22 protein-coding genes are annotated in these 21,713 nt (G+C 71.9%); 15 read left to right on the top strand and 7 right to left on the bottom strand.

Annotated elements, in window-relative coordinates:
• Positions 1-158: 158 nt before the first annotated feature.
• The 9 genes from AB0B96_RS01625 (at position 159) to alc (ending at position 8,863) form a co-directional block, all read left to right on the top strand.
• Positions 159-803 carry a 2-oxo-4-hydroxy-4-carboxy-5-ureidoimidazoline decarboxylase gene (locus AB0B96_RS01625; protein ID WP_362895596.1) on the top strand — a complete coding sequence of 215 codons (645 nt, stop codon included), beginning with the start codon at positions 159-161 and terminating at the stop codon, positions 801-803.
• A gap of 126 nt (positions 804-929) precedes the next feature.
• Positions 930-1,241, top strand: coding sequence for a hydroxyisourate hydrolase (gene uraH, locus AB0B96_RS01620; RefSeq protein ID WP_350948013.1), 312 nt, complete (start codon positions 930-932; stop codon positions 1,239-1,241).
• On the top strand, positions 1,242-2,144 hold the full coding sequence (gene pucL, locus AB0B96_RS01615) for a factor-independent urate hydroxylase (protein ID WP_362895594.1): 903 nt from the start codon (positions 1,242-1,244) through the stop codon (positions 2,142-2,144).
• Positions 2,145-2,149: 5 nt separating this feature from the next.
• Entirely contained in the window at positions 2,150-3,025 is an 876-nt protein-coding gene (locus AB0B96_RS01610) for an FAD binding domain-containing protein (protein WP_362895592.1), read from the top strand.
• The gene (locus AB0B96_RS01605; protein ID WP_350948143.1) at positions 3,025-3,498 is read left to right on the top strand and encodes a (2Fe-2S)-binding protein; all 474 of its coding nucleotides are present in this window, start codon (positions 3,025-3,027) and stop codon (positions 3,496-3,498) included. Before AB0B96_RS01610 ends, AB0B96_RS01605 begins: the two co-directional genes overlap by 1 nt.
• On the top strand, positions 3,495-4,880 hold the full coding sequence (locus tag AB0B96_RS01600) for an 8-oxoguanine deaminase (protein ID WP_362895590.1): 1,386 nt from the start codon (positions 3,495-3,497) through the stop codon (positions 4,878-4,880). Before AB0B96_RS01605 ends, AB0B96_RS01600 begins: the two co-directional genes overlap by 4 nt.
• Positions 4,881-5,023: 143 nt before the next feature.
• On the top strand, positions 5,024-6,265 hold the full coding sequence (locus tag AB0B96_RS01595) for a glycerate kinase (protein WP_362895588.1): 1,242 nt from the start codon (positions 5,024-5,026) through the stop codon (positions 6,263-6,265).
• A gap of 72 nt (positions 6,266-6,337) precedes the next feature.
• Positions 6,338-7,651: an allantoinase AllB gene (allB, locus tag AB0B96_RS01590; protein ID WP_362895586.1), complete on the top strand. Its 1,314-nt coding sequence runs from the start codon at positions 6,338-6,340 to the stop codon at positions 7,649-7,651.
• An 81-nt stretch (positions 7,652-7,732) separates the two neighbouring features.
• Positions 7,733-8,863, top strand: a complete 1,131-nt coding sequence (alc, locus tag AB0B96_RS01585) for an allantoicase (protein WP_362895584.1) — start codon at positions 7,733-7,735, stop codon at positions 8,861-8,863.
• Between the two features lie 78 nt (positions 8,864-8,941).
• Here alc and pknB read toward each other — a convergent pair whose 3' ends face one another.
• The 4 genes from pknB to thiO form a co-directional block, all read right to left on the bottom strand.
• Complete coding sequence (gene pknB / locus AB0B96_RS01580; protein WP_362895582.1) at positions 8,942-10,891, bottom strand: Stk1 family PASTA domain-containing Ser/Thr kinase; 1,950 nt, start codon at positions 10,889-10,891, stop codon at positions 8,942-8,944.
• Positions 10,892-10,966: 75 nt separating this feature from the next.
• Entirely contained in the window at positions 10,967-11,743 is a 777-nt protein-coding gene (locus AB0B96_RS01575) for a thiazole synthase (RefSeq protein WP_362895837.1), read from the bottom strand.
• Positions 11,744-11,881: 138 nt separating this feature from the next.
• Positions 11,882-12,082, bottom strand: coding sequence for a sulfur carrier protein ThiS (gene thiS, locus AB0B96_RS01570; RefSeq protein ID WP_350948022.1), 201 nt, complete (start codon positions 12,080-12,082; stop codon positions 11,882-11,884).
• A complete protein-coding gene (thiO, locus tag AB0B96_RS01565) occupies positions 12,079-13,356 on the bottom strand; it encodes a glycine oxidase ThiO (RefSeq protein ID WP_362895580.1) in 1,278 nt (425 codons plus the stop codon). The genes thiS and thiO overlap by 4 nt, the downstream gene beginning before the upstream one ends.
• Before the next feature lie 314 nt (positions 13,357-13,670).
• Between thiO and AB0B96_RS01560 the strand changes: the two genes are divergently transcribed.
• Genes AB0B96_RS01560 through thiE form a run of 3 tightly spaced genes read left to right on the top strand, consistent with a single transcriptional unit; the run spans position 13,671 to position 15,893 of the window.
• Positions 13,671-14,849 (top strand): FAD-dependent oxidoreductase, encoded by a 1,179-nt coding sequence (locus AB0B96_RS01560; RefSeq protein WP_350948024.1) that lies wholly within the window; start codon positions 13,671-13,673, stop codon positions 14,847-14,849.
• Positions 14,850-14,899: 50 nt separating this feature from the next.
• Entirely contained in the window at positions 14,900-15,274 is a 375-nt protein-coding gene (locus tag AB0B96_RS01555) for an Rv2175c family DNA-binding protein (RefSeq protein ID WP_350948025.1), read from the top strand.
• Positions 15,252-15,893: a thiamine phosphate synthase gene (gene thiE, locus AB0B96_RS01550; RefSeq protein WP_362895577.1), complete on the top strand. Its 642-nt coding sequence runs from the start codon at positions 15,252-15,254 to the stop codon at positions 15,891-15,893. The genes AB0B96_RS01555 and thiE overlap by 23 nt, the downstream gene beginning before the upstream one ends.
• Before the next feature lie 185 nt (positions 15,894-16,078).
• Here the strand turns inward: thiE and AB0B96_RS01545 are convergent, their stop codons facing one another.
• The gene (locus AB0B96_RS01545) at positions 16,079-17,146 is read right to left on the bottom strand and encodes a polyprenyl synthetase family protein (protein ID WP_350948027.1); all 1,068 of its coding nucleotides are present in this window, start codon (positions 17,144-17,146) and stop codon (positions 16,079-16,081) included.
• 415 nt (positions 17,147-17,561) lie between these two features.
• On the opposite strand from AB0B96_RS01545, the gene metF reads away from it, so the two are divergent.
• Complete coding sequence (metF, locus tag AB0B96_RS01540; protein WP_350948028.1) at positions 17,562-18,494, top strand: methylenetetrahydrofolate reductase [NAD(P)H]; 933 nt, start codon at positions 17,562-17,564, stop codon at positions 18,492-18,494.
• A 23-nt stretch (positions 18,495-18,517) separates the two neighbouring features.
• Here metF and AB0B96_RS01535 read toward each other — a convergent pair whose 3' ends face one another.
• Together AB0B96_RS01535 and AB0B96_RS01530 are read right to left on the bottom strand one after the other, a co-directional pair.
• Entirely contained in the window at positions 18,518-19,066 is a 549-nt protein-coding gene (locus tag AB0B96_RS01535; protein WP_362895575.1) for a GNAT family N-acetyltransferase, read from the bottom strand.
• 334 nt (positions 19,067-19,400) lie between these two features.
• Positions 19,401-19,877 (bottom strand): YbaK/EbsC family protein, encoded by a 477-nt coding sequence (locus tag AB0B96_RS01530; protein ID WP_350948030.1) that lies wholly within the window; start codon positions 19,875-19,877, stop codon positions 19,401-19,403.
• 119 nt (positions 19,878-19,996) lie between these two features.
• Between AB0B96_RS01530 and AB0B96_RS01525 the strand changes: the two genes are divergently transcribed.
• The gene (locus tag AB0B96_RS01525) at positions 19,997-20,806 is read left to right on the top strand and encodes a L,D-transpeptidase family protein (RefSeq protein WP_362895573.1); all 810 of its coding nucleotides are present in this window, start codon (positions 19,997-19,999) and stop codon (positions 20,804-20,806) included.
• Between the two features lie 376 nt (positions 20,807-21,182).
• A complete protein-coding gene (locus AB0B96_RS01520; RefSeq protein WP_350948032.1) occupies positions 21,183-21,629 on the top strand; it encodes an SAV_6107 family HEPN domain-containing protein in 447 nt (148 codons plus the stop codon).
• Positions 21,630-21,713 lie beyond the last annotated feature (84 nt).

Genomic DNA, 21,713 nt, shown 5'->3' with positions numbered 1-21,713 from the left:
CGGCGTTTCTTATCGCGTGACCTCGGCCGCCACGGAGACGGGCGGAGGGTGAAGATCAACGAGTTTGGAGCATGTTACGAAAATCCGGGGCAAATCATGGCTCAGTTTGCGCTTCGTGGCGCTGGACCGCACACACCGGTGGTGTGTGTACTGCTGCCATGCCTAACGTGAACTCCGCGCCGCCGGTTTCGGGGCTGGCCGCGTTCAACGCGCTGGGCGCCGAGGAGGCCGAGGCCGGTCTGCTCGCCTGCTGCGCCTGCCGGGCCTTCGCCCGGGAGGTGGCCGCGTCGCGCCCCTACCGCGACCTCGACCGGCTGGCCGAGACGGCGGAGGCCGTCGTACGAGGGCTGGACTGGTCCGGTGTCCGCGAGGCGCTGGCCGCCCACCCCCGGATCGGCGAGCCGCCTCGCGCGGCGGAGCGGCCCCCCGCCGAGGAGCCGTCCCGTGAGGGAGGGCCGGTGCCGGGTTCCGGGTCGGCCGATCGCCCGGAAGGACACCCGGAACGCCCGGAGCACCCGGAACGCTCGGAAAGGGAGGCGGCCTGGTCGCGCGGGGAGCAGGCGGGGGTGGACACGGCAGGGAAGGACATCCTCGACAGGTTGGCGGAGGGCAACCACGCCTACGAGCGGCGGTTCGGTCACGTCTACCTGATCTGCGCCACCGGTCTGTCGGCGGAGGAGATGCTGGCCCGTCTCACCGAGCGGCTCGGCAACGACGAGGACACCGAGCGGGACGTCGTCAGGACCGAACTCGCGAAGATCACCCGTCTGCGGCTGGCGAAACTCCTGGGAGCCGCCCCATGAGCTCCGCGCCTCGGAAAGTCGTCACGGATTCCGTGTCTCCGGGGGATGCCCCATGAGCCTCGCGCCCCGAGTTGCCATCACGAACCGCGTACTCCTCGAAAACCGCACGCCAGAGGAAGGTCCCGCATGAGCCTGTCCACCCACGTGCTGGACGCCGCCCTGGGCAGGCCCGCGGCGGGGGTCGCCGTACGTCTGGAAAGGGACGGCGAGGTGCTCGCCGAGGGGGTCACCGACGCCGACGGGCGGATCGCGGGGTGGACCTGCGGGGCGGGAGAGCACCGCCTGGTCTTCGACACCGGCGGCTACTTCGCCGCCCGCGCGGTGGACGCCTTCTACCCCCGGGTCTCGATCGACTTCACGGTGGCGGACCCCGGTGAGCACCACCACGTTCCCCTGCTGCTCAGCCCGTTCGCCTACTCGACGTATCGAGGGAGCTAGATGGCCGTCGTTCTCGGTCCCAACCGCTACGGCAAGGCGGAGACCCGCCTGGTCCGCGTCGTCAGGGACGGCGGCGTCCACCACATCAAGGACGTCACCGTCGGCTCGGCGCTGTCGGGCACGATGGAGGAGGTCCACCTCACCGGCGACAACGCCGCGGTCCTGCCGACCGACACGCAGAAGAACACCGTGTACGCCTTCGCCAGGAAGTACGGCGTGGCGGAGATCGAGGACTTCGCGATCCTGCTGGCCCGTCACTACGTGGAGGCGCAGCCCACCGTCCACCACGCCCGCGTGGAGATCGAGGAGCACTTCTGGGACCGCATCCCGGTGTCGGAGGAGGCCGAGAAGAAGGGCGGGCGGCACTCCTTCGTCCGCTCGGGAAGGGAGACGCGCACCTGCGTCGTGCACCACGACCGTGACGGCACCACCACCGTGGTCTCCGGGCTGAGGGACCTGACGGTGCTCAACTCGACCGACTCGGAGTTCTCCGGCTTCATCCAGGACGAGTACACCACCCTCGCCCCCACCAAGGATCGCGTCCTCGCCACCGCCGTCTCGGCGCGCTGGCGGCACCTGCCGGGGATGGCCGGGCAGCGGACGGCGTACCGGGAGTCGTACGACGAGGTGCGCCGCCACCTGCTCGGGGCGTTCGCCGAGACCTACAGCCTGTCGCTGCAGCAGACCCTTTACGCGATGGGCGAGCGGGTACTGAACGCCAGAGAGGAGGTCTGCGAGGTGCGTCTGGCGATGCCCAACAAACATCACTTCCTGGTCGACCTCACCCCGTTCGGGCTGGACAACCCCAACGAGGTGTTCTACGCGGCCGACCGTCCCTACGGGCTGATCGAGGGCGACGTGCTCCGCGACGACGCCCCCGACGCCCGCTTCGCCTGGGAGTGACGACCATGGACTTCCTGCGACCCGCCACCTGGTCGGAGGCACTGGCGGCCAAGGCCGGCCTGCCGGAGGCCGTGCCCATCCAGGGGGGCACCGACATGATGGTCGAGCTCAACTTCGACGTGCGGCGGCCCGCCGCGCTGCTCGACCTGAACCGCGTCGCCGAGCTCACGGCGTGGAGCGAGGAGGCGGACGGCAGGCTCAGGATCGGCGCGGGCGTGACGTACGCCCGCCTGATCAGCGATCTGGGCGACCGGCTCCCCGGCCTGGCGCAGGCCTCCCGCACGGTCGGCTCGCCGCAGATCCGCAACCGCGGCACCGTGGGGGGCAACCTCGGCGCCGCCTCGCCCGCGGGGGACAGCCACCCGCCGCTCCTGGCCGGCGGCGCGGTCGTGGAGGTCGAGTCCGCGGCCAGGGGGACGCGGATGATTCCGGCCGACGAGTTCTACCTCGGGGTCAAGCGCAGCGCGCTGGAGGCCGACGAGCTGATCCGGGCGTTCTGGATGAGCCCCGCGAGCGGCCCCCAGTACTTCTCCAAGGTCGGCACCCGCAACGCCATGGTGATCGCGGTCTGCTCGTTCGCGATCGCGCTGCACCCCGGCGAGCGCCGGGTCGGCACCGGCATCGGATCGGCCGCCCCGACCCCCCGCCGGGCCGTCGCCGCCGAGGAGTTCCTCGCCGCCGAGCTCGACTGGGAGGCCAGGCTCGACCCCGGGGTGCTGGAACGCTTCGGGGAACTGGCGGCCGGGTCCGTCTCCCCGATCGACGACGTGCGCGGCACCGCCGACTACCGGCGCCACGCCATCGCGGTGATGGCGCGGCGCACCCTCACCTGGGCGTGGAACGAGTTCCGCTCGGGACACTTCGAGAGGAGGGCCGGATGATGCGCGTCACCTTCACCGTCAACGGTCGCACAGAGGTCGCCGACGACGTCTGGGAGGGCGAGAGCCTCCTGTACGTCCTGCGCGAGCGCGTCGGCCTGCCCGGTTCCAAGAACGCGTGCGAGCAGGGCGAGTGCGGCTCCTGCACGGTCTACCTCGACGGGATCCCCGTCTGCGCGTGCCTGGTCGCGGCCGGGCAGGCCGAGGGGCGTGAGGTCCGCACCGTCGAGGGGCTCGCCGACGGCGACCGGCTCGACCCGATCCAGGAGGCCTTCGTCGAGTGCGGCGCCGTCCAGTGCGGCTTCTGCACCCCCGGCCTCCTCGTACAGGCCCATGACCTGATCGAACGGGTCGCGCGGCCGTCCGACGCGGAGATCCGCGAGGCCCTGGCGGGAAACCTGTGCCGGTGCACCGGCTACGAGAAGATCCTCGACGCCGTGCGTCTGGCCGCGGCGCGGAAGGCGGAGGCCTCGTGAGCGCGACCCTGATCGAGAACGTCCACATCGCCCCGGTGGTGGGCGAGGAGATCCCCTCGGGGCACATCCACGTCGAGGGCGACAGGATCGTGGCCCTGGGCGCCGGCCCCGCGCCGGACGTCCCCGGGGCGGCCAGGATCGACGGCACCGGCTGTCTCGCCACCCCCGGCCTGGTCAACACCCACCACCACCTCTACCAGTGGGCCTCCCAGGGGCTCGCCCAGGACGCCACCCTGTTCGAGTGGCTGACGGCGCTCTACCAGGTGTGGGCCGCGATGGACGCCGAGGTCGTCAGGGGCGCGGCGGGCGCGGGGCTGGGCTATCTGGCCCTGTCGGGCTGCACCACCTCCAGCGACCACCACTACATCTTCCCCTCCGGGCGCGGGGACCTGTTCGCCGCGGAGATCGAGGCGGCGAGGCAGGTCGGCCTCCGCTTCCACCCCGCGCGGGGCTCGATGGACCGGGGCAGGTCGCAGGGCGGCCTGCCGCCGGACGTCGTGGTCGAGCGGCTGGACGAGATCCTTGAGGCGACGGCCGAGGCCGTCGACACCTACCACGACCCGTCCTTCTCCTCCATGCTGCGTGTCGCGGTCGCCCCCTGCTCGCCGTTCTCCGTCAGCGCCGACCTGATGACCGAGGCCGCCGCGCTGGCCAGGTCCAAGGGCGTGCGCCTGCACACCCACCTCGCCGAGACCCTCGACGAGGAGGAGCACTGCCTGCGGCAGGTCGGGCAGCGCCCGGTCGACTACATGGAGAAGCTCGGCTGGCTCGGCCCGGACGTGTGGTTCGCCCACGCCGTCCACCTGAGCGACGGCGACATCGACGTCTTCGCCCAGACCGGTACGGGTTCGGCGCACTGCCCCAGCTCCAACGGCCGCCTCGGCGCCGGGATCGCCCGCGTCTCCGAGATGCTCCACCGGGGGGCGAACGTCGGCCTGGGCGTGGACGGCAGCGCCTCCGCCGAGCTCACCTCCCTCTCCGGCGAGATGCGCCAGGCCCTGCTGTTCCAGCGGGCGAGGTACGGGCCCACCGCGCTCACCGCGCGCCAGGCCCTGGAGATCGCGACCCTCGGAGGGGCGAGGAACCTGGGCCGTCAGGAGGAGCTCGGCTCCCTGGAGGCGGGCAAGCTCGCCGACATCGCCCTCTGGCGCACCGACGCCTTCGCCTCCGCGGTCGCCGACCCGGTCTGCGCCCTGGTGTTCGGCACCCGGCAGCCTCCGCTGGCCCGCCTGCTGGTCGGCGGCGAGACCGTCGTCGAGGACGACGAACTGCGTACCGTCGCCCAGGACGAGCTCGGCCGCGCGGGAGGCGAGGCGCACCGCCGTCTCATGGGCCTGGCCGAGGAGCAGGGCTTCACGGCGGCGAAGGAGGTCGGCGGATGAGGCGGGTCGCGGGGCCGGGCGTCAAGGACGCGCGGGGACGAATGTGATGATGGTGCTCCGTCTCATCGGGGTCCGGCGTCCGCCTCCCGGCCGTTCACGCCGGCCGGGGGCGCGTGCCCCCCGTCCGTCAGCAGGGAGCAGGGTTGTCTGAGTCTTCGGGACACATCGTGATCGCCCCGGACAAGTTCAAGGGCTCGCTCACCGGCGCCGAGGTCGCCGCGCGGGTCGCGGCGGGCCTCGGGCCGGGCGTCGCCACGGTCGCGTTACCGGTGGCCGACGGTGGTGACGGCACCGTGGACGCGGTCGTGGCCTGCGGGTTCACCCGCGTCGAGGTCGAGGTCACCGGTCCCGTCGGCGAGCCGGTCCTCGCCTCCTACGCCTGGCGCGACGCCTCCTCGGGGGAGGGCGCCCTCGCGGGAGTGGACGTGCCGACGGCGGTCGTCGAGCTGGCCGAGGCGTCAGGGCTGCGGCGGCTGCCGGTCGCCTCGGGGCGCGCGGCCACCGAGGGATCTCCCGCGCACGAGGGGGTGGAACTCGCCCCGCTCACCGCGACCAGTCACGGCACCGGCGAGCTGATCGCCCACGCGGTACGGCGCGGGGCGAGGCGGGTCGTGCTCGGCCTCGGCGGCAGCGCCTGCACCGACGGTGGCGCGGGCATGATGCGGGCGCTCGGCGTCCGCTTCCTGGATTCCGGGGGACGGGAACTTCCCCTCGGGGGAGCGGCCCTCCGCGACCTGGAAAAAATCGATATTTCCGGACTTATCGCGATTGATGAGGTTGAGTTCGTCGTCGCCGGTGACGTGGACAACCCGCTGCTCGGCCCGCACGGCGCCGCCGCCGTGTACGGACCGCAGAAGGGCGCGAGCCCCGAGGACGTGAAGCTGCTCGACCGGGCACTCGCCAGGCTCGCCGCCGTCGCCGCGCACACCCACGGACTGGTCGGCGCCATCGAGCACGACGGTGTCGTCCGCTCGATGGGGGTGGCGGGGCGGCCGGGCGCGGGCGCCGCCGGGGGAGTGGGCTTCGCCGCGCTCGCCTTCCTCGCGGCCGACTTCCGTCCCGGCATCGACTACCTCCTTGAGCTGCTCGGCTTCCGCGACCGGCTTGAGGGAGCGCGCCTCGTCATCACCGGTGAGGGCTCGCTCGACGAGCAGACACTGCGCGGCAAGGCCCCCGCCGGGGTCGCGAGCGCCGCCGCCAAGGCAGGCGTTCCGGTCGTCGCGGTCTGCGGGCGCCGCACGCTGGGCGACGAGGAGCTGAACGCGGCGGGGATCACCGCCGCCTACGCGCTCACCGACATCGAGCCCGACCCGGCCGTGTGCATGTCCCAGGCGGGCCCGCTGCTGGAACGGCTCGCGCGCACGGTCGCGGAAAGGCACCTCTGACAGGCGGCCGACCGGCAGGCGGCTCATGGACGGCTCATGGACGGCTCATGGACGGCGAGGAACGGAGAGTGGATGAGCGCAGGGGTTGAGGACGTGGCGGATCTGGTCATCAGGTCCCGCAGGGTCGTACTGCCCGAGGGAGAGGGGCCGGCGGCGGTCGCCGTGAGGGGCGGGAAGATCGTCGGGGTGTACTCGCACGACGCCGCGCCGGACGCCGTCGAGCAGGTCGACCTCGGCGACGTCGCGCTGCTGCCCGGCCTGGTCGACACCCACGTACACGTCAACGAGCCGGGCCGTACCCACTGGGAGGGGTTCGCCTCCGCCACCCGGGCGGCCGCCGCGGGCGGCGTGACCACGATCGTGGACATGCCGCTCAACTCGCTGCCACCGACCGTGAACGCGGACGCCCTGGCCGTGAAGCGCGAGGCGGCGGACGGGCAGTGCGCGGTGGACGTCGCCTTCTGGGGCGGGGCGATCCCCGGAAACGCCGGGGACCTGCGGCCGCTGCACGAGGCGGGCGTGCGCGGGTTCAAGTGCTTCCTGTCCCCGTCCGGAGTGGACGAGTTCCCGCCGCTCGACGAGGACGGGCTGCGGGCCGCCATGGTGGAGATCGCCTCCTTCGACGGGCTGCTGGTCGTCCACGCCGAGGACCCCGCGCTGCTCGCCGACCCGGAAGGACCGGGATACCCGGAGTTCCTCGGCTCCCGGCCAGGAGAGGCCGAGTGCCGCGCCGTCGAACGGGTCGCCGCGCTGGCGGGGGAGACCGGGGTACGGGCGCACATCCTGCACGTGTCGTCCGCGCTGTGCCTGGAACCGCTGGCGAAGGCGAGGCGGGAGGGGGTGCGGATCACCGCGGAGACCTGCCCGCACTACCTCACGCTGATGGCCGAGGAGGTGCCCGAGGGCGCCACCCAGTTCAAGTGCTGCCCGCCGATCCGCTCCTCGGCCAACCGTGACGAACTCTGGCGCGGCCTCGCCGACGGGGTGCTCGACTGCGTCGTCTCCGACCACTCGCCCTCCACCCCCGACCTGAAGGTGCCCGACTTCGCCGCCGCCTGGGGCGGGATCTCCTCCCTGCAGCTCGGCCTCACCGCCGTCTGGACCGAGGCGGCCCGGCGCGGGCACGGCCTGGGCGACGTCGTGCGCTGGATGGCGGAACACCCGGCCGCGCTGGCCGGGCTGCGCGGCAAGGGCGCCATCGCCGTGGGCGCGGACGCCGACCTCGTCGCCTTCGACGCCGACGCCGTCCACACCGTGGACGTCTCCACCCTGCACCACAAAAATCCGGTCACCCCCTACCACGGCAGGACGCTGGTGGGCGAGGTCCGTACGACGTGGCTGCGCGGCCGGGTCGTGGGGAACGATCCCCAGGGCACCCTCCTGTAGGACGACGCGCCATGACGATCCCGGTCCGCGGTGGGACCGCCACGGCGGCCCGGCCGGTTCACCGTGAGAAAGGCCCTCTCCTTGACCGACGCGACCGACGCGACCGACGCGGCCGAATCGACCGACGCGGCCGAATCGACCGACGTGACCGACGTGACCGAGCCGACCGACGCGACCGAGCCGACCGACGTGACCAAGCCGACCGACGTGACCGACGTGACCGAACCGGCCAACGCGACCGACGCGGCCGGCCCCACCGAATTCACCGCGCTGCCCGACCTCGCCCTGCGTACCCTCGGCGGCGCGGTCGTCGCGGCCAACGACGAGTCCTTCGCCGAGAGGGAGAGCCTCATCAGGCCGGGCCGTCCCGGCTTCATGCCGCACACCTTCGGAGCCAAGGGCCAGGTCTACGACGGCTGGGAGACCCGCAGGCGACGCGAGCCCGGCCACGACTGGGCCCTGGTCAGGCTCGGCATGCCCGGCGTGGTGAGGGGCGTGGTGATCGACACCGCCTGGTTCAAGGGCAACTACCCGCCGTACGCCTCCGTCGAGGCCGTCGAGGTCGAGGGCTACCCGACGGTCGCCGAGCTGGAGGCGGCCGACTGGGTGGAGATCGTTCCCAGAAGCGGTCTCAGGGGGGACGCCGAGCACCTCTTCGCGGTGTCCGGCGAGCGCCGCTACACGCACGTGCGGCTGAACATGTTTCCCGACGGGGGCATCGCCCGCCTGCGGGTGCACGGCGAGGTCAGGCCCGACCTGTCCCTGTACGAAGGACTCGGCCTGGACCTGGCCGCCCTGGAGAACGGCGCGCTCGTCACCGCCTGCTCCAACGAGTTCTACTCCTCGCCGAACAACGCCATCTCACCGGGTCTCGCCCGTCACCAGGCCGAGGGCTGGGAGACCGCACGCCGCCGCGACGGCGGCAACGACTGGCTGGTGATCCGCCTGGCGGGCTCCGGTGTCGTCGGCCTCGCCGAGATCGACACCACCAACCTGGTGTTCAACGCCCCCGCCGAGGTCTCCGTCACGGGAAGCGCGGACGGCACCACCTGGTTCCCGCTGCTGCCCAGGACCCGCCTGCTGCCCGACACCCGGCACCGCTTCCGCATCCGCGACGCGCCCGCGGCCACGTACGCCAGGGTGGACATCTATCCGGACGGCGGCCTGGCCAGGGTCCGCCTGCACGGCTTCCTCACCGAGACCGAGAGCTGACGCGGTCCCGGCGACGAATGGTGACCCGCGGTCCACACCCCGCCCGTACGGCCTCCTTCACAGGGGCCGTACGGGAGGTCAGTACCAGATGGTGACCTGGGTGCCGGGCGGGACCGCCTGGCCGCCCGGCGGGACCTGGGCCAGGACCCTGCCCTTGCCCAGGGTGCGCTTCATCTTCACCGTGACCCCCGCGGCGCGCAGCTCGTCTCTCGCCGCCCGGTAGTCCTTGAAGACGATGTTCGGGATCACCACGACGTTGCCGCCGTTGTCTCCGTTCTCCCCGGGCGGGACCTGGCCGTCGCGCTCCCAGGGCCAGCGCCACTCGCTGGCGCACTGCGACAGGGTGAGCCGGACCACGGCGCCCTTGTCGATCTCGGCCTTGGGTTGCGGGTCCTGGGCGATGACGGTGCACGGCTGGGCCGAGTCGGTCTGCTCGACGAACTCGGGAGCGAACCCCGCCCCGCGCAGCACCCCGTCGGCCTGGTCGCGAGGCATGCCCCTCACGTCCGGCATGAGCAGGCCCGCGCTCACGATCAGGTCGACCTTGCTGTTCTCCCTGACCGGGTTTCCCACGGCGGGGACGGTCCGCATCACCTGGCCGCGCGGCACGGTCTCGCTTTGCTGCTTCTTGACGTCGTCGACGAGGAGTGAGGATTCGGCCAGCCTGCTCCTGGCCTGCGCTTCGGTCATCCCCACCACATTGGGCACCGCGACCCGCTTGGGGCCGGCCGAGGCGATGAGGATCAGCTTGCTCCCCGGCTCGGCCTCGGTGCCGGCCACGGGCTCGGTGCGCAGCACGGTCCCCTTCGGGGCCTTCTCGTCGTGCTCGGCCTTGCCGGTCTCGACGGTGAAGCCGCGCTGCTTGGCCTCGCCGGTGGCGGCCGTGATGTTCTTGCCCACCAGGGTGGAGGGCACCACGATGGAGGTGTTCTGCGAGAACAGCCAGCCGGTCACCCCCACCGCGATCACCATGACCGCGGCGAGCCCGATCAGGAACCAGCGGGCGCCGGACCTCCCGCGTGCCTTGGGAGCGGTCGTGTGGTGGCCGTCGGCCGGGCCGGTGGGCAACTCCACGCGGGGCTGGATCAGCGTGTGGTTGGCCGGGGCGGGGGGCGTGGGCGCCGCCGTCTCGGGGCCGTGCGGCGGGCCGACGGGCAGGGACGGCACCGGGCCGCTCTCCCTGGGCAGCATCCGGTGGGCCTCGACGGCGGCGACGAGCAGCGCGGTGGCGTCCACGGGGCGGTTCGCGGGATCGCGGGCCGTCGCCTTCGCCACCAGGGTGTCGAGCAGCGGGGGAGAGCCGGGCAGCAGTGCCGAGGGCACGGGAACCGTGTCGTGCACGTGCCGGTAGGCGACCGACATCGGGGTCTCGCCCTCGTAGGGCTGGCGGCCGGTCAGAAGCTCGAACAGCATGATGCCGGCCGCGTAGACGTCGCTGCGGGCGTCGGCGCCTCCCGCGGTCACCTGCTCGGGCGACATGTAGCCGATGGTGCCGATCATGACACCGGTGCGCGTCTGGTTGCTCGCCTCGATCGCGCGGGCCAGGCCGAAGTCGACGACCTTGACCCGGCCGTCGTCGGCGAGCAGCACGTTCTCCGGCTTGACGTCCCGGTGGATCAGGCCGGACTGGTGGGCGGCGCCCAGCGCGGCGAGGACCGGGATCATGACCTCCAGCGCCTCGCGGGCGGGCAGCCTGCCCCGGGCACGGAGCACGTCGCGCAGGGTCCGGCCCGGCACGTACTCCATCGAGAGGTAGACGTTGTCGCCGTCGGTGCCCTGGTCGAACACGTGCACCACGTTGGGGTGCGACAGGCTGGCCACCGACTTGGCCTCGCCGATGAAGCGACGCACGAAGGCGGGGTCCTCGGCGAGCGAGCGGTGCATCACCTTGACGGCGACCGTGCGGTCGAGCCGGACGTCCAGGGCCAGATAGACGGTCGCCATTCCGCCCCGGGCGATCCGGGACTCGACGCGGTAACGCCCGTCGAGGAGTTTCCCGACCAGGGGGTCCGTAAGCGTCGTGTCCACGTGGCCGAGTTTACGGGCGATTTGGCGCCGACAGGATCCCCGAATCCCAAACCGATGCCGAGACGTGGTGGTTTTCTATCGATGGACCGCCGGCGGCCTGTCGATCGAGGGAGAGGAGGCTTCCGCGTAGCGACGCCGGGGTATCCGCCCGGCCATACGCGCGAACCGGCCTGCGCAGACGGCCGAGCGCATCGCCTGGGCCATCAGGTCGGGACGCTGTGCCCGGGTGACCGCCGTGGCCAGCAGGACCGCGTCGCAGCCGAGCTCCATGGCGAGTGCCGCGTCGCTGGCCGTGCCGATCCCGGCGTCCAGGATCACCGGCACGCTCGCGAACTCCACGATCAGCTCGATGTTGTGCGGGTTGCGGATGCCGAGTCCCGAGCCGATCGGCGCACCCAGCGGCATCACCGCCGCGCAGCCCGCCTGCTCCAGCCTGCGTGCCAGTACGGGATCGTCGCCGATGTAGGGCAGCACCGTGAACCCGTCGGCGACCAGCCGCTCCGCCGCGTCGAAGGTCTCGATGGGGTCGGGCAGCAGGGTGCGCTCGTCGGCGATGACCTCCAACTTGACCCAGTCGGTCTCCAGCGCCTCCCTGGCGAGCCTGGCGGTCAGCACGGCCTCACCGGCGGTGAAGCAACCCGCGGTGTTCGGCAGCACCTTGATGCCGCGCCGTCGCAGCACGTCGAGCACCGAACCCCGCGCGGACGGGTCGAGCCGCCGCATCGCGACGGTGGTCAGCTCGGTCCCGGAGGCGGCGAGCGCCTGGTCGAGGATCTCCAGGGACGGGGCGCCCCCGGTGCCCATGATGAGGCGGGAGGAGAACTTCTCTCCGCCGATGACCAGGTCGTCCACCGGGTCCGCCGTCAACCCGTCGGCCTCCCTCGCGTCCGTCGTCACCCTGTCGCCCCCTCTCGCCTTCGTCGTCGGCCGGTCGGCCTCCCTGGCGTCCGTCATCGACCGGTCGGTCCCTCTCGCGTCCGTCGTCATCGGTCAGCCTCCCTGGACCGCGGTGAGCACCTCGACCCGGTCGGCCTCCGCGAGCGCCGTGGAATCCCAGGCGCCGCGCGAGACGACCTCGTCGTTCACCGCGACGGCCACCCCGTTCCGCACCTCGGTCAGCCGCCGTACGGCCTGCGCGACGGTCGCGCCCGAGGGCAACTCGTGCGCGGCGCCGTTGATGGTCACGTTCATCTGTACTCCTGCGGTGTGTGGTCGCGGAGGCGGTGCTCCCGTGGCGAAGGTTCTGGGGAATCGAGTTCCCGGGAGTCGTGCTTCCGGTGGTGCTCTCCGAAGCGGTGTTCCTGATGTTCCCGCTGTTCCCGGTGGTGGTCCTGAGCACCGCGATCACCGAAGCGGAGCGGCGAGCAGATCGCGGAGAGCCCGGCGTCCGCCTCGCCCGCCTCCTGCGAGCAGAGGTCGGCGGTGAGCGGCGCGAGCAGGACCCCGCCCCGGTGATGCCCGGTGGCCAGGTGGAGACCGGGCACGATCGTGGCGCCGATCAACGGCAGGTTGTCCGGGGTGCCCGGACGCATGCCCGCGGTCATCTCGGCCACCTCCAGCTCGGTCACCCCGGGGACGAGCTCCCGCGCGTCGCGCAGCAGTTCCCACAGCCCACCGGCCGTGACGCGGGTGTCGAAGCCCATCTCCTCCTGGGTGGCGCCGAGGACCGTCTCGCCGTCGCCGCGCGGAACCAGGTAGACGTGCGAGCCGTGAACGACCCCGCGTACGCACCGCCGCAGGATCGGCGCGGGGGAGCGCAGTCGCATGATCTGGCCCTTGACCGGCCGTACCGGGGGCAGCGCCTCCGGGGGCACCCCCTCAAGGGAGCCCGACCAGGCTCCGGCGGCGAGGACCACCAGGTCGGCCCCGACACTCTCGCCGGTCGAGAGGCGTACCCCGGTGGCCCTTCCCGAGGCGGTGATCAGCTCGGCCGCGCGGGCGCGTACCAGGGTGCCGCCCGCGCGCTCCAGGGCCGCGAGGAGTGCCGCGGTGACCCGCCTGGGGTCCACCCAGGCGTCGCCGCCGGCCAGCAGGCCGCCGCGGACCGCGGGGGCGAGCATGGGCTCCAGGCGGCGGCACTCGCGGCCGGTGAGCCGCTCGGCGGGCAGCCCCAGCTTGGAGACGAAGGCGGCGAGGTCGTCCAACGCCGCCAGGTCGTCGGAGCCGAAGGCGACGTCGAGCGTGCCGTCGGTGCGGTAGTCGAGGTCGTGCCCGCTCGCGTCCGCCAGCTCGGCGGCGAAGGCGGGCCAGCGCTTCAGGGAGGCGAGCCCCAGCCGCAGCAGCGGCTCCTCGGTGTAGGTGACCTCGCTCACCGGGGCCAGCATGCCCGCCGCCGCGTGCGAGGCGCCGGAGGCGGGCGCGGGGTCGGCGACCATCACTCTGTGGCCCCGGACGGCGGCGCGCCACGCCACCGACAGGCCGATCACGCCGCCGCCCACGACGAGGAGGTCGAGATGGTCCGCCATACGTGCTCCGCTCCCTTCGCCGGCATGACCCGGATCAGGTTCGTGGCGGTCGAGGGCCCGCTCGCGGTCGTCTCCGGACCTCGCTCGCCGTGCCGTGCGGGGCGTTCCTCCTCGCACATCACCAGCTCGCAGGGGGTCCTTCCTCGTCCGCAGCCCTCCTCTCAGCCCGGTGCGTTCCGGGCTCCCGCGCGTCTTCTCCTCTCACCCTAAGGGCTGGGACAACACGCTTAGCGCGTTAGATGTGAGGTAAATCCCGTTTTCGTTATCAACGACCGTTGGTAGGAGTACGGGGTTCCCGCTTATCGTCGGGAAGTGTGAATCATGTCGTGGTGGTTGGAGCCGGCCTCGCCGGTGTGCGCAGCGTGGAGGCGTTACGAGCCCGTGGGTTCGGCGGCAGGATCACCCTGATCGGGGAGGAGCGGCACCGGCCCTACGACCGCCCGCCCCTGTCCAAGGGAGTGCTGCTCGGCGAGACCGATTCCACGGTCGTCGACTCCGACCTCGACGCGCTTGAGATCGACTTTCGCGCGGGCGTGTCGGCCAAAGGGCTCCATCCCGGTGTGGTGGAGACCACCGAGGGCGAGATCGCCTACGACGGCCTGGTCGTCGCGACCGGTGCCCGCCCGATCAGGTTGCGCGGGGACGGCCCCCAGCACGTGGTGCGCACCATCGACGACGCGCTCCGGCTGCGCTCCCTGCTCGGCGAGGGAGTCAGGGTCGCCGTCATCGGCGCGGGCTGGATCGGCGCGGAGGTGGCCACCGCCGCCCGCAGGGCGGGCTGTGCCGTGACCGTCGTCGAGGCCGCCCGCACCCCGCTGGCCGCCGCGCTCGGCCAGGTCGGCGCGTACACCACCCCCTGGTACGCCGAGGCGGGCGTCGACCTGCGCCTGGGCACCATGGTTGCCTCCGTCGACCACGGAGGGCTCACCCTGGCGGACGGCTCCGCGCTGGAGGCCGACGTGGTCGTCACCGGCGTGGGCGTGCGGCCCGCGACCGAGTGGCTGGCCGGATCCGGCATCAGGCTCGACAACGGCGTGGTCACCGACGAGCACCTGCGCACCTCGCTGCCCGACGTGGTCGCGGTGGGTGACTGCGCCGCCTGGTGGTCGCGCCGCTACGGCATCCGCCTGCGCGTCGAGCACTGGGACACCGCCCTGGGCGCCCCGGACGTCGCGGTGGCCACACTCCTCGGCGACGCCGCGGTCTACGACCCGGTCCCCTATTTCTGGTCCGAGCAGTTCGGCCACATGGTCCAGTACGCCGGCCACCACGACGGTGCCCGGCTCGTCCTGCGCGGCGACCCTGCGGCCGAGGGAAAGCCCAGGTGGGCGATCTGCTGGGTGACCGAGGACGACCGGCTCACCGCGGTGCTCTCGGTCAACCGCCCCCGCGATCTGGTCCAGGGGCGCCGCCTCATCGAGGGCGGCCAGCGCCTCGACGTCGATCGCCTCACCGACCCTGCGATAGCGTTGCGCGATTGTACGGTGGCGTAACCTCGCCGCCGGGTGTTTGGCGAAGGGCTCGATGTGGTAGTGGTGGATTCGTGACGCTTTCTGTTGCGCAGATCGACCGGGAAACCGACCAGCTGGTGGGCGAGTGGCTCACCCTGACCGAGGTGGCCAGAAGGCTCAACCTGAGCGCCGGTCGCGCCAAGCAACTTCTCAAGGACCGTAAGCTCATCGGAGTGCGCAGGGGCGGTGGAGAGCCACAGGTTCCCGCCGTGTTCCTCGTCGACGGAGAAGTGATCAAGGGCCTTCCCGGGACCCTCACGGTGCTCCTGGACGCCGGATACGACGACGTCGAATCCCTTCGCTGGCTTTTCACCCCCGACGACACGCTGCCGGGCTCACCGGTGGACGCGATCGTGGCGGGCCGCCACACCGAGGTGAAGAGACGTGCCCAAGCCCTCGGTTTCTGACGCCCGCCTGTATCTCTGCACGGACGGGCGCCGGGACCGGGGAGACCTCGCGGACTTCCTCGACGCCGCCCTCGCGGGCGGGGTCGACATCGTGCAGCTGCGCGAGAAGGGCCTTGAGGCGCGCGAGGAGCTCGACCTCCTCGCCGTCTTCCGCGAGGCCTGCGACCGGCACGGCGCCCTCCTGGCGGTGAACGACAGGGCCGACATCGCGTACGCGATCCGTCCCGACGTGCTCCACCTCGGCCAGGATGATCTGCCGGTGCGGGTCGCGCGCGACATGCTCGGCGACGACATCCTCATCGGGCGTTCCACTCACGCCCCCGAGGAGGCGTCCGCCGCGGCCGTCGAGCCCGGAGTCGACTACTTCTGCTGCGGCCCGATCTGGCCGACCCCCACCAAACCGGGAAGGTCCGCCCCGGGCCCCGGCCTGCTCAGGCACGCCGCGGCCCTGGAGACCGACCGGCCATGGTTCGGCATCGGCGGCATCGACCTCGCCAACCTGGAGGAGGTCATGTCGTACGGCGTGCGCAGGGTCGTGGTCGTCCGGGCGATCACCGAGGCCGACGACCCCAAGGCGGCGGCGGCGGAGTTCAGGCGGAGGCTGGACGCCCCCACCTGAGGTTTCCGCCGCCCCGGTGGCTCGCCCGGCGGGCCCGTGCCCACGGCCGGGCGGATCGCCTTGATCGTCGGCCCGGTCCTGTTCGCCGCCCGTCGGGAGCCGCCTCTGCCGGAAGTCGCTCCGTCGTGGGCGACCACGCCGCGGGCCGTCCCGTCGTGAGCCGTTCCGCCATGTGCCGGGTACGGTCAGGTCCGCCGGGAGGTGGCGGCCACCGCGAGGTCGGCCAGGGCCGCGCGGGCCTCGGGGAGGATCGGTGCGCCTTCCAGCGAACCGAGGGCGTTCTCCAGATACCCCTTGATCAGGTCCTCGCACGCCACGAGAGCCCCCGTCTCCTCGATGATCTGGCGCAGCCGGTCGATCCCCGTCTCGTCCAGGCCCGGGTCGCCGAGCGTGGTGCGCACCACCTGGGCCTGGGACTCCGAGGCCACGGCGAGCGTGCGGGCGATGAGCATCGTCCGCTTGCCCTCGCGAAGATCGTCGCCGGCCGGTTTGCCGGTCTCGTCCGGGTCGCCGAACACGCCGAGGATGTCGTCGCGCAGCTGGAAGGCGATGCCCACCGACTGCCCGTACTCCTCGCAGAGCCGGTCGATCCAGGGCTCCCTGCCCCGGGCCGCCAGCACCAGACCGAGCCTGAGCGGCTGCTCCACGGAATACTTGCCGCTCTTGAAGAGGGCGACCCGCAGCGCGCTTTCGAAGGTGCCCTCGCCGTGCGCCTGCTCCAGCAGGTCGAAGTACTGACCGCACATCAGCTCGGTGCGCATGTCGTCGTGGACCTTCTGCGCCGCCGCGAGAGAGGCGGCCGGCAGGCCGCTGTTGCGCCACATCTCACCGGACCAGATGAGCATCAGGTTGCCCAGCAGGATGGCGGCCCCCTCGCCGAACTGCTCGGCCGAACCGTGCCAGCGGGCCTTCCTGTGCAGGTCCTCGAACCTGCGGTGCGCCGAGGGCATGCCCCGGCGCAGATCGCTGGCGTCCATCACGTCGTCGTGCACCAGAGCGCTGGCCTGGAGCAGCTCAAGCGAGGCCGCGGCGGAGAAGATGGCGGGCTCCTCGCCCCCGCCCGCACCGTGCCAGCCCCAGTAGCAGAAGGCGGGGCGCAGCCGCTTGCCGCCCGCGAGGAAATCCTCGGCCGCCGAGATGAGCGGCGCCAGCTCCGGAGCGCTGACCTGTGGGCGCTGTTGTTCGACGAATCGCCGAAGAGAACGATCCACCTCGGACCGGATCATGTCCAACGCGGCTGCAGAAGTGATCATCGAATACCTCCAGTGTGGAGACCCTGGGCTTCAGCTCTGGGGGGAAAACGCGGTACGGCGCCGTGCATCCCGGCGTCGTGACCGGCGGTGATGACACCCCGACCACCGTACGCATGATGGACAAGATCCTCTCCACCGGTCCGGCGGAGAGGTGGAACGCCTGTGGAGCCGGTGTGGGGCACGACACCTCCGGGTTCCTTGCGACTGAGGATGAGGCAGGGAACCCAATCTATGAAAATTGGAATCCCCCGGCTTTGACGGCGTGAGGAGGTCAGGTAATGAGATTAACGGTCCAAGGGGACATTTCGATCTAGAGGGGTGGTGGTTTACGTGCTAATTGTGACAAGTTCGCGCCATGTCCGGCGGAGATGATCTGATCGGGCGGCCGAGCGGCCGGGCAAGTATCCTTGACCCCATGGCTCTGGGTCGCGCGTCTGTCCTCCCTGATCGTGTCGCCACCGTCCGCGAACTCCTCGCTGCCGGTGCCCGCTCGTTCTCCTTCGAGTTCTCCCCCCCGAAGACCGACGAGGGGGAGCGTCAGCTCTGGCGCGCCGTCCGTGAGCTGGAGTCGCTGCACCCCACCTTCGTGTCCGTCACCTACGGCGCCGGCGGCAGCACCCGAGACCGCACGGTCGACATCGTCGAGCGGATCGCCCACGAGACCACGCTCACCCCGGTCGCCCACTTCACCGCCGTCAACCACTCCGTCCGCGAGCTGCGCCATCTGATCGGCCGCTTCGCGGGAGCGGGCGTGCGCAACATCCTCGCCGTGCGGGGCGACCCGCCCGGCGACGTGACGGGCGAGTGGGTGCGCCACCCCGAGGGCGTCCTGTACGCCGAGGAGCTGGTCCGGCTCATCCGGCAGTCCGGCGACTTCTGCGTGGGCGTGGCCGCCTTCCCGTACAAGCACCCCAGGTCGGCCTCGATCGAGTCCGACACCGACTACTTCGTGCGCAAGTGCCGTGCGGGCGCCGACTACGCGATCACCCAGATGTTCTTTCGTGCCGAGGACTATCTGCGGTTGCGTGACCGGGTGGCCGCCGCCGGCTGTGACACGCCGATCATCCCCGGCATCATGCCCGTCACGCAGATGAGCACCATCGCCAGGTCCGAGCAGCTCTCCGGCGCGCCGTTCCCGCCGGAGGTGGCCGAGAGGTTCGCGGCCGTCGCCGACGACCCGGCCGCGGTGCGCAGCCTCGGCATCGAACACGCCGCCGAGCTCTGCCAGACCCTGCTCGACGAGGGCGCGCCGGGCATCCACTTCATCACCTTCAACCGCTCGAGCGCGACCCGGGAGGTCTTCCAGGCGCTCGACCACACGCCGGAGATCGCCCCGCTGCCGACCTGAGACCGCGGATCCTTCGGGACGGCTCAGCCGCCCAGCGGCAGGGGAGTCCCGAGGATCGCGTAGCGCTCGTGCCCACCGGGGAAGACGAACTGCGTGAGCAGGTCCACGAAGCCGATACTGCGATAGAGGTGGCGTGCCGCGGTGGGCCGGTCGCGGGTCGACAGCACGGCGGTGCGCTCCAGGCGGCCCGCGCACATCCCCGTGATCATCGCCCGGCCGATGCCCTTGCCCTGGTAGTCGGGGTGGACGTGGATCTCGGCGAGCTCCAGCGCGTCGCCCAGCCAGTCGTGGGCGCCGCCCTCTCCGTACTCGTCCGCGAGGGCTCGCCTGACCACGTCGTGCCACCACTGCCCGGGAACCCCGTGGAAGCCGTAGGCGATGCCCACAGGAGTGCCGTCGGGGAGCTCGGCGAACAGGCAGGTGAAGGCGGGATGGGTGGCGTGGTTTCCCATGATGAGCCTGCGGCCGGCGATCTGGTCGGCCGGAGGGTTCATCGCCTCGGTGTAGACGCCGAGGACCGCGTCCAGCCGGAGCGTGAACTCGTCGGGGCCGATCCGTCGCAGTCCGATCACGCGTCGCACCCTAGCAGGGTGGCCGTGGCACGGGTCACCGTGTGGCGAGGGAGGGTCATCCGGCGCTCACCAGGGAGTTTCCCGGCCTTTCCCACCCGCCTGTCGGCCCGGTCACGAAGGGCCTGACCGGCTTCTCGCGACCGCGCCCGGAGCCGTGCGGCTCCCGGGCGCGGTCGCGAGCGTCGTGCGCACGAAGCGCCGGCGTGCTCGCCCGCGGTCCGTTCGGTGTGGGACCGGTCGTGTCGCGCGTACGAGCCCGCCGGGTCGCGGGCGCGCAGGCCCGGCGGTGGGCACGGAGCCCGTGGGCACCGAGTTCGAAAGCCGCGCGAAGCCGTTATTCGACCTCGACGGGCACCCCGCCGGTGATGCGGACGAGCTCGTCGAAGGAGGTCGGGAAGACGGTGTGCGGGTGGCCGGCCGCGGCCCAGACGACCTCGTGCTTGGCCAGCCAGGTGTCGACCAGGGTTCTGACCGGGGCGGGGTGGCCGATCGGGGCGACGCCGCCGATGACCTGGCCGGTGGCCGCCCGCACGAAGGCGGGGGCGGCGCGCTTCACCTTCGCCGCTCCGGCCGTCCTGGCGATCAGGTCGGTGTCGACGCGGTGGGCGCCGCTGGTCAGCACCAGGAGCGGCTCACCGTCGGCGTCGAATATCAGGCTGTTGGCGATGGCGCCGACCTCGCAGCCCAGCTGCGCGGCCGCGGTGGCGGCGGTGGGGGTGGCCTCCGCGAAGATGACGATCTCGCCGGGGACGCCGTGCTCGCGCAGGACGGCGGCGACCTTCTCGATGTTCGGATGCAACTTTTCTGGCACGCGGCCACTCTAAACAGATTGACCGTTGATTGCCGTTTCATGACCGGCTGTCTGCACAGGGAAACCGTGCGCTATGGTCCCTTGACCCGATCCATAGTGATATGAGGAGTTGATCGAAAGTGGGGGTTGGACTGCGGCCGGGAGTGGCCGCGCTGATGACGGCGGGGGCCGTGCTCCTCTCTTCCGTGTCTTTCGTGGGCGTCGCCCTTCCCGCCGGCGCCGCGGCGGCGGGGACGTCGGGTTCCCCGGCCGTCACGGCGGGGGTGACGGGCGTGTCCTCGTTCGTCGCGCCCGGCAAAACGCTCAAGCTCGGTGCGAAGGGCGCCGCGGTGAAGGTGCTCCAGACCCGGCTGGCCGAGCTCGGCTACGCCCCGGGCAGGATCGACGGCCGCTACGGCGGGGCGACCCTGACGGCGATCTGGGCCTTCCAGAAGGTGAACGGCATCTCGCCGACCAGCACTGTGGCACGCAGGACCTGGGACGCTCTGGAGGCACCCCAGGCGCCGAAGGTGCTCGTCCCCAACGGCAAGCCGACCCGGGTGGAGGTCAACCTCGCCAAGCAGGTGATGGTCCTCTACGTGAACGGCACGGTGAAGCTGATCAGCCACACCTCCTCCGGCAGCGGGATCGCCTACTGCGAGACGGCCACCTGGGAGGGCAGGACCCAGCGGTTCTGCGGCGACGCGCGCACGCCGACCGGCGACTACAAGACCACCTGGCGCAGGGACGGCTGGCACAAGTCCTACCTGGGCCAGCTCTACAACCCGATCTTCTTCAACGGGGGCATCGCCTTCCACGGCGCGCTGTCGGTGCCGCTGGCGCCCGCCTCCCACGGTTGCGTACGACTGCCGATGCACGTGGCGGAGGTCCTTCCCGGGCTGCTCGGTACGGGAGTGCCGGTGCACGTCCGAGGCAGGTTCGTCCGCTAGGGGCGAGCCGGCGAAACGCGAGCCGCCGGTCGCGCCCGCGCCGGTCGAGAGCAGGGGCCCCGGGAGACGGTGATCTCCCGGGGCCCTTTCGCGTGCTCCAGAGACCCGAAGATCGAACCTTTGTTCGTCGTTTTACTTGACAGTATTAGTGATCGAATTTATGTTCGATGTGATGACACGGGGCTCGCGGCTCGTGTTCCAAGAGCGGCCGATCGGGTCCATGTCGTCGGCGGAGACGATCGGACCAGGTCAGGGCGGACGGGGAGAGGGGAAGCTCCTCGTCCGGCCGTCCGGCGGATTTGTCGGTGGGGTCTGCGAATGTGATACCACCGGCGAAAACGCCGGAGCCGCTTGCGACCAAGGAGGCTGAAGCGCTATGACCCCTCGGCTCGGCGATTCCGGTGGGCCCCGGCTGTCCCCCACGGTGCGGGCACACCTCTCAGACGCGCGCGACTGCCTCGAAGAGGCCGCCGCCGCCCGGACCTCCGCCGCGCGTTACGTCGCGGCCCATCTCGCCGCGCTCAGGGCGGCAGCCGCCGTCCTGGCGGCCCGTCCCCGTCCGATGCAGGGGCGCAGGCGCAGGCTGCGCAGCGCCTGGGAGCTGCTGCCCGAGGCCGAGCCCCGCCTGGCCGAGTGGGCACCCTATTTCGAGACGAGCGCGGCCAAGCGGGCCGCCGCCGAGGCGGGCCTGACCCGCACGGTGTCCTCGCGAGACGCCGAGGAGCTCATCTCCGAGGCTGAGCGGTTCGTCAGCACCGTGGAGAAGCTGCTCGGTGTCCCGAGCCAGCCCATGCTCCCGGGCCGGATCCCGCTAGCCGGTTAGAGCGGGAGCGGCCCTCCACCCGGAGCGGGCCGCCCGAGCTCATCGGCGCCGTCCCCGTGCGTCTCGCCTCCGCCGGTCCCGCCG

Origin of the sequence: Streptosporangium sp. NPDC049046, assembly GCF_040649155.1 — a bacterium.
GTDB lineage: Bacteria > Actinomycetota > Actinomycetes > Streptosporangiales > Streptosporangiaceae > Streptosporangium.
Note: the sequence above shows the minus strand (reverse complement) of the source record. Positions and strands in the feature narration are given on the sequence as shown.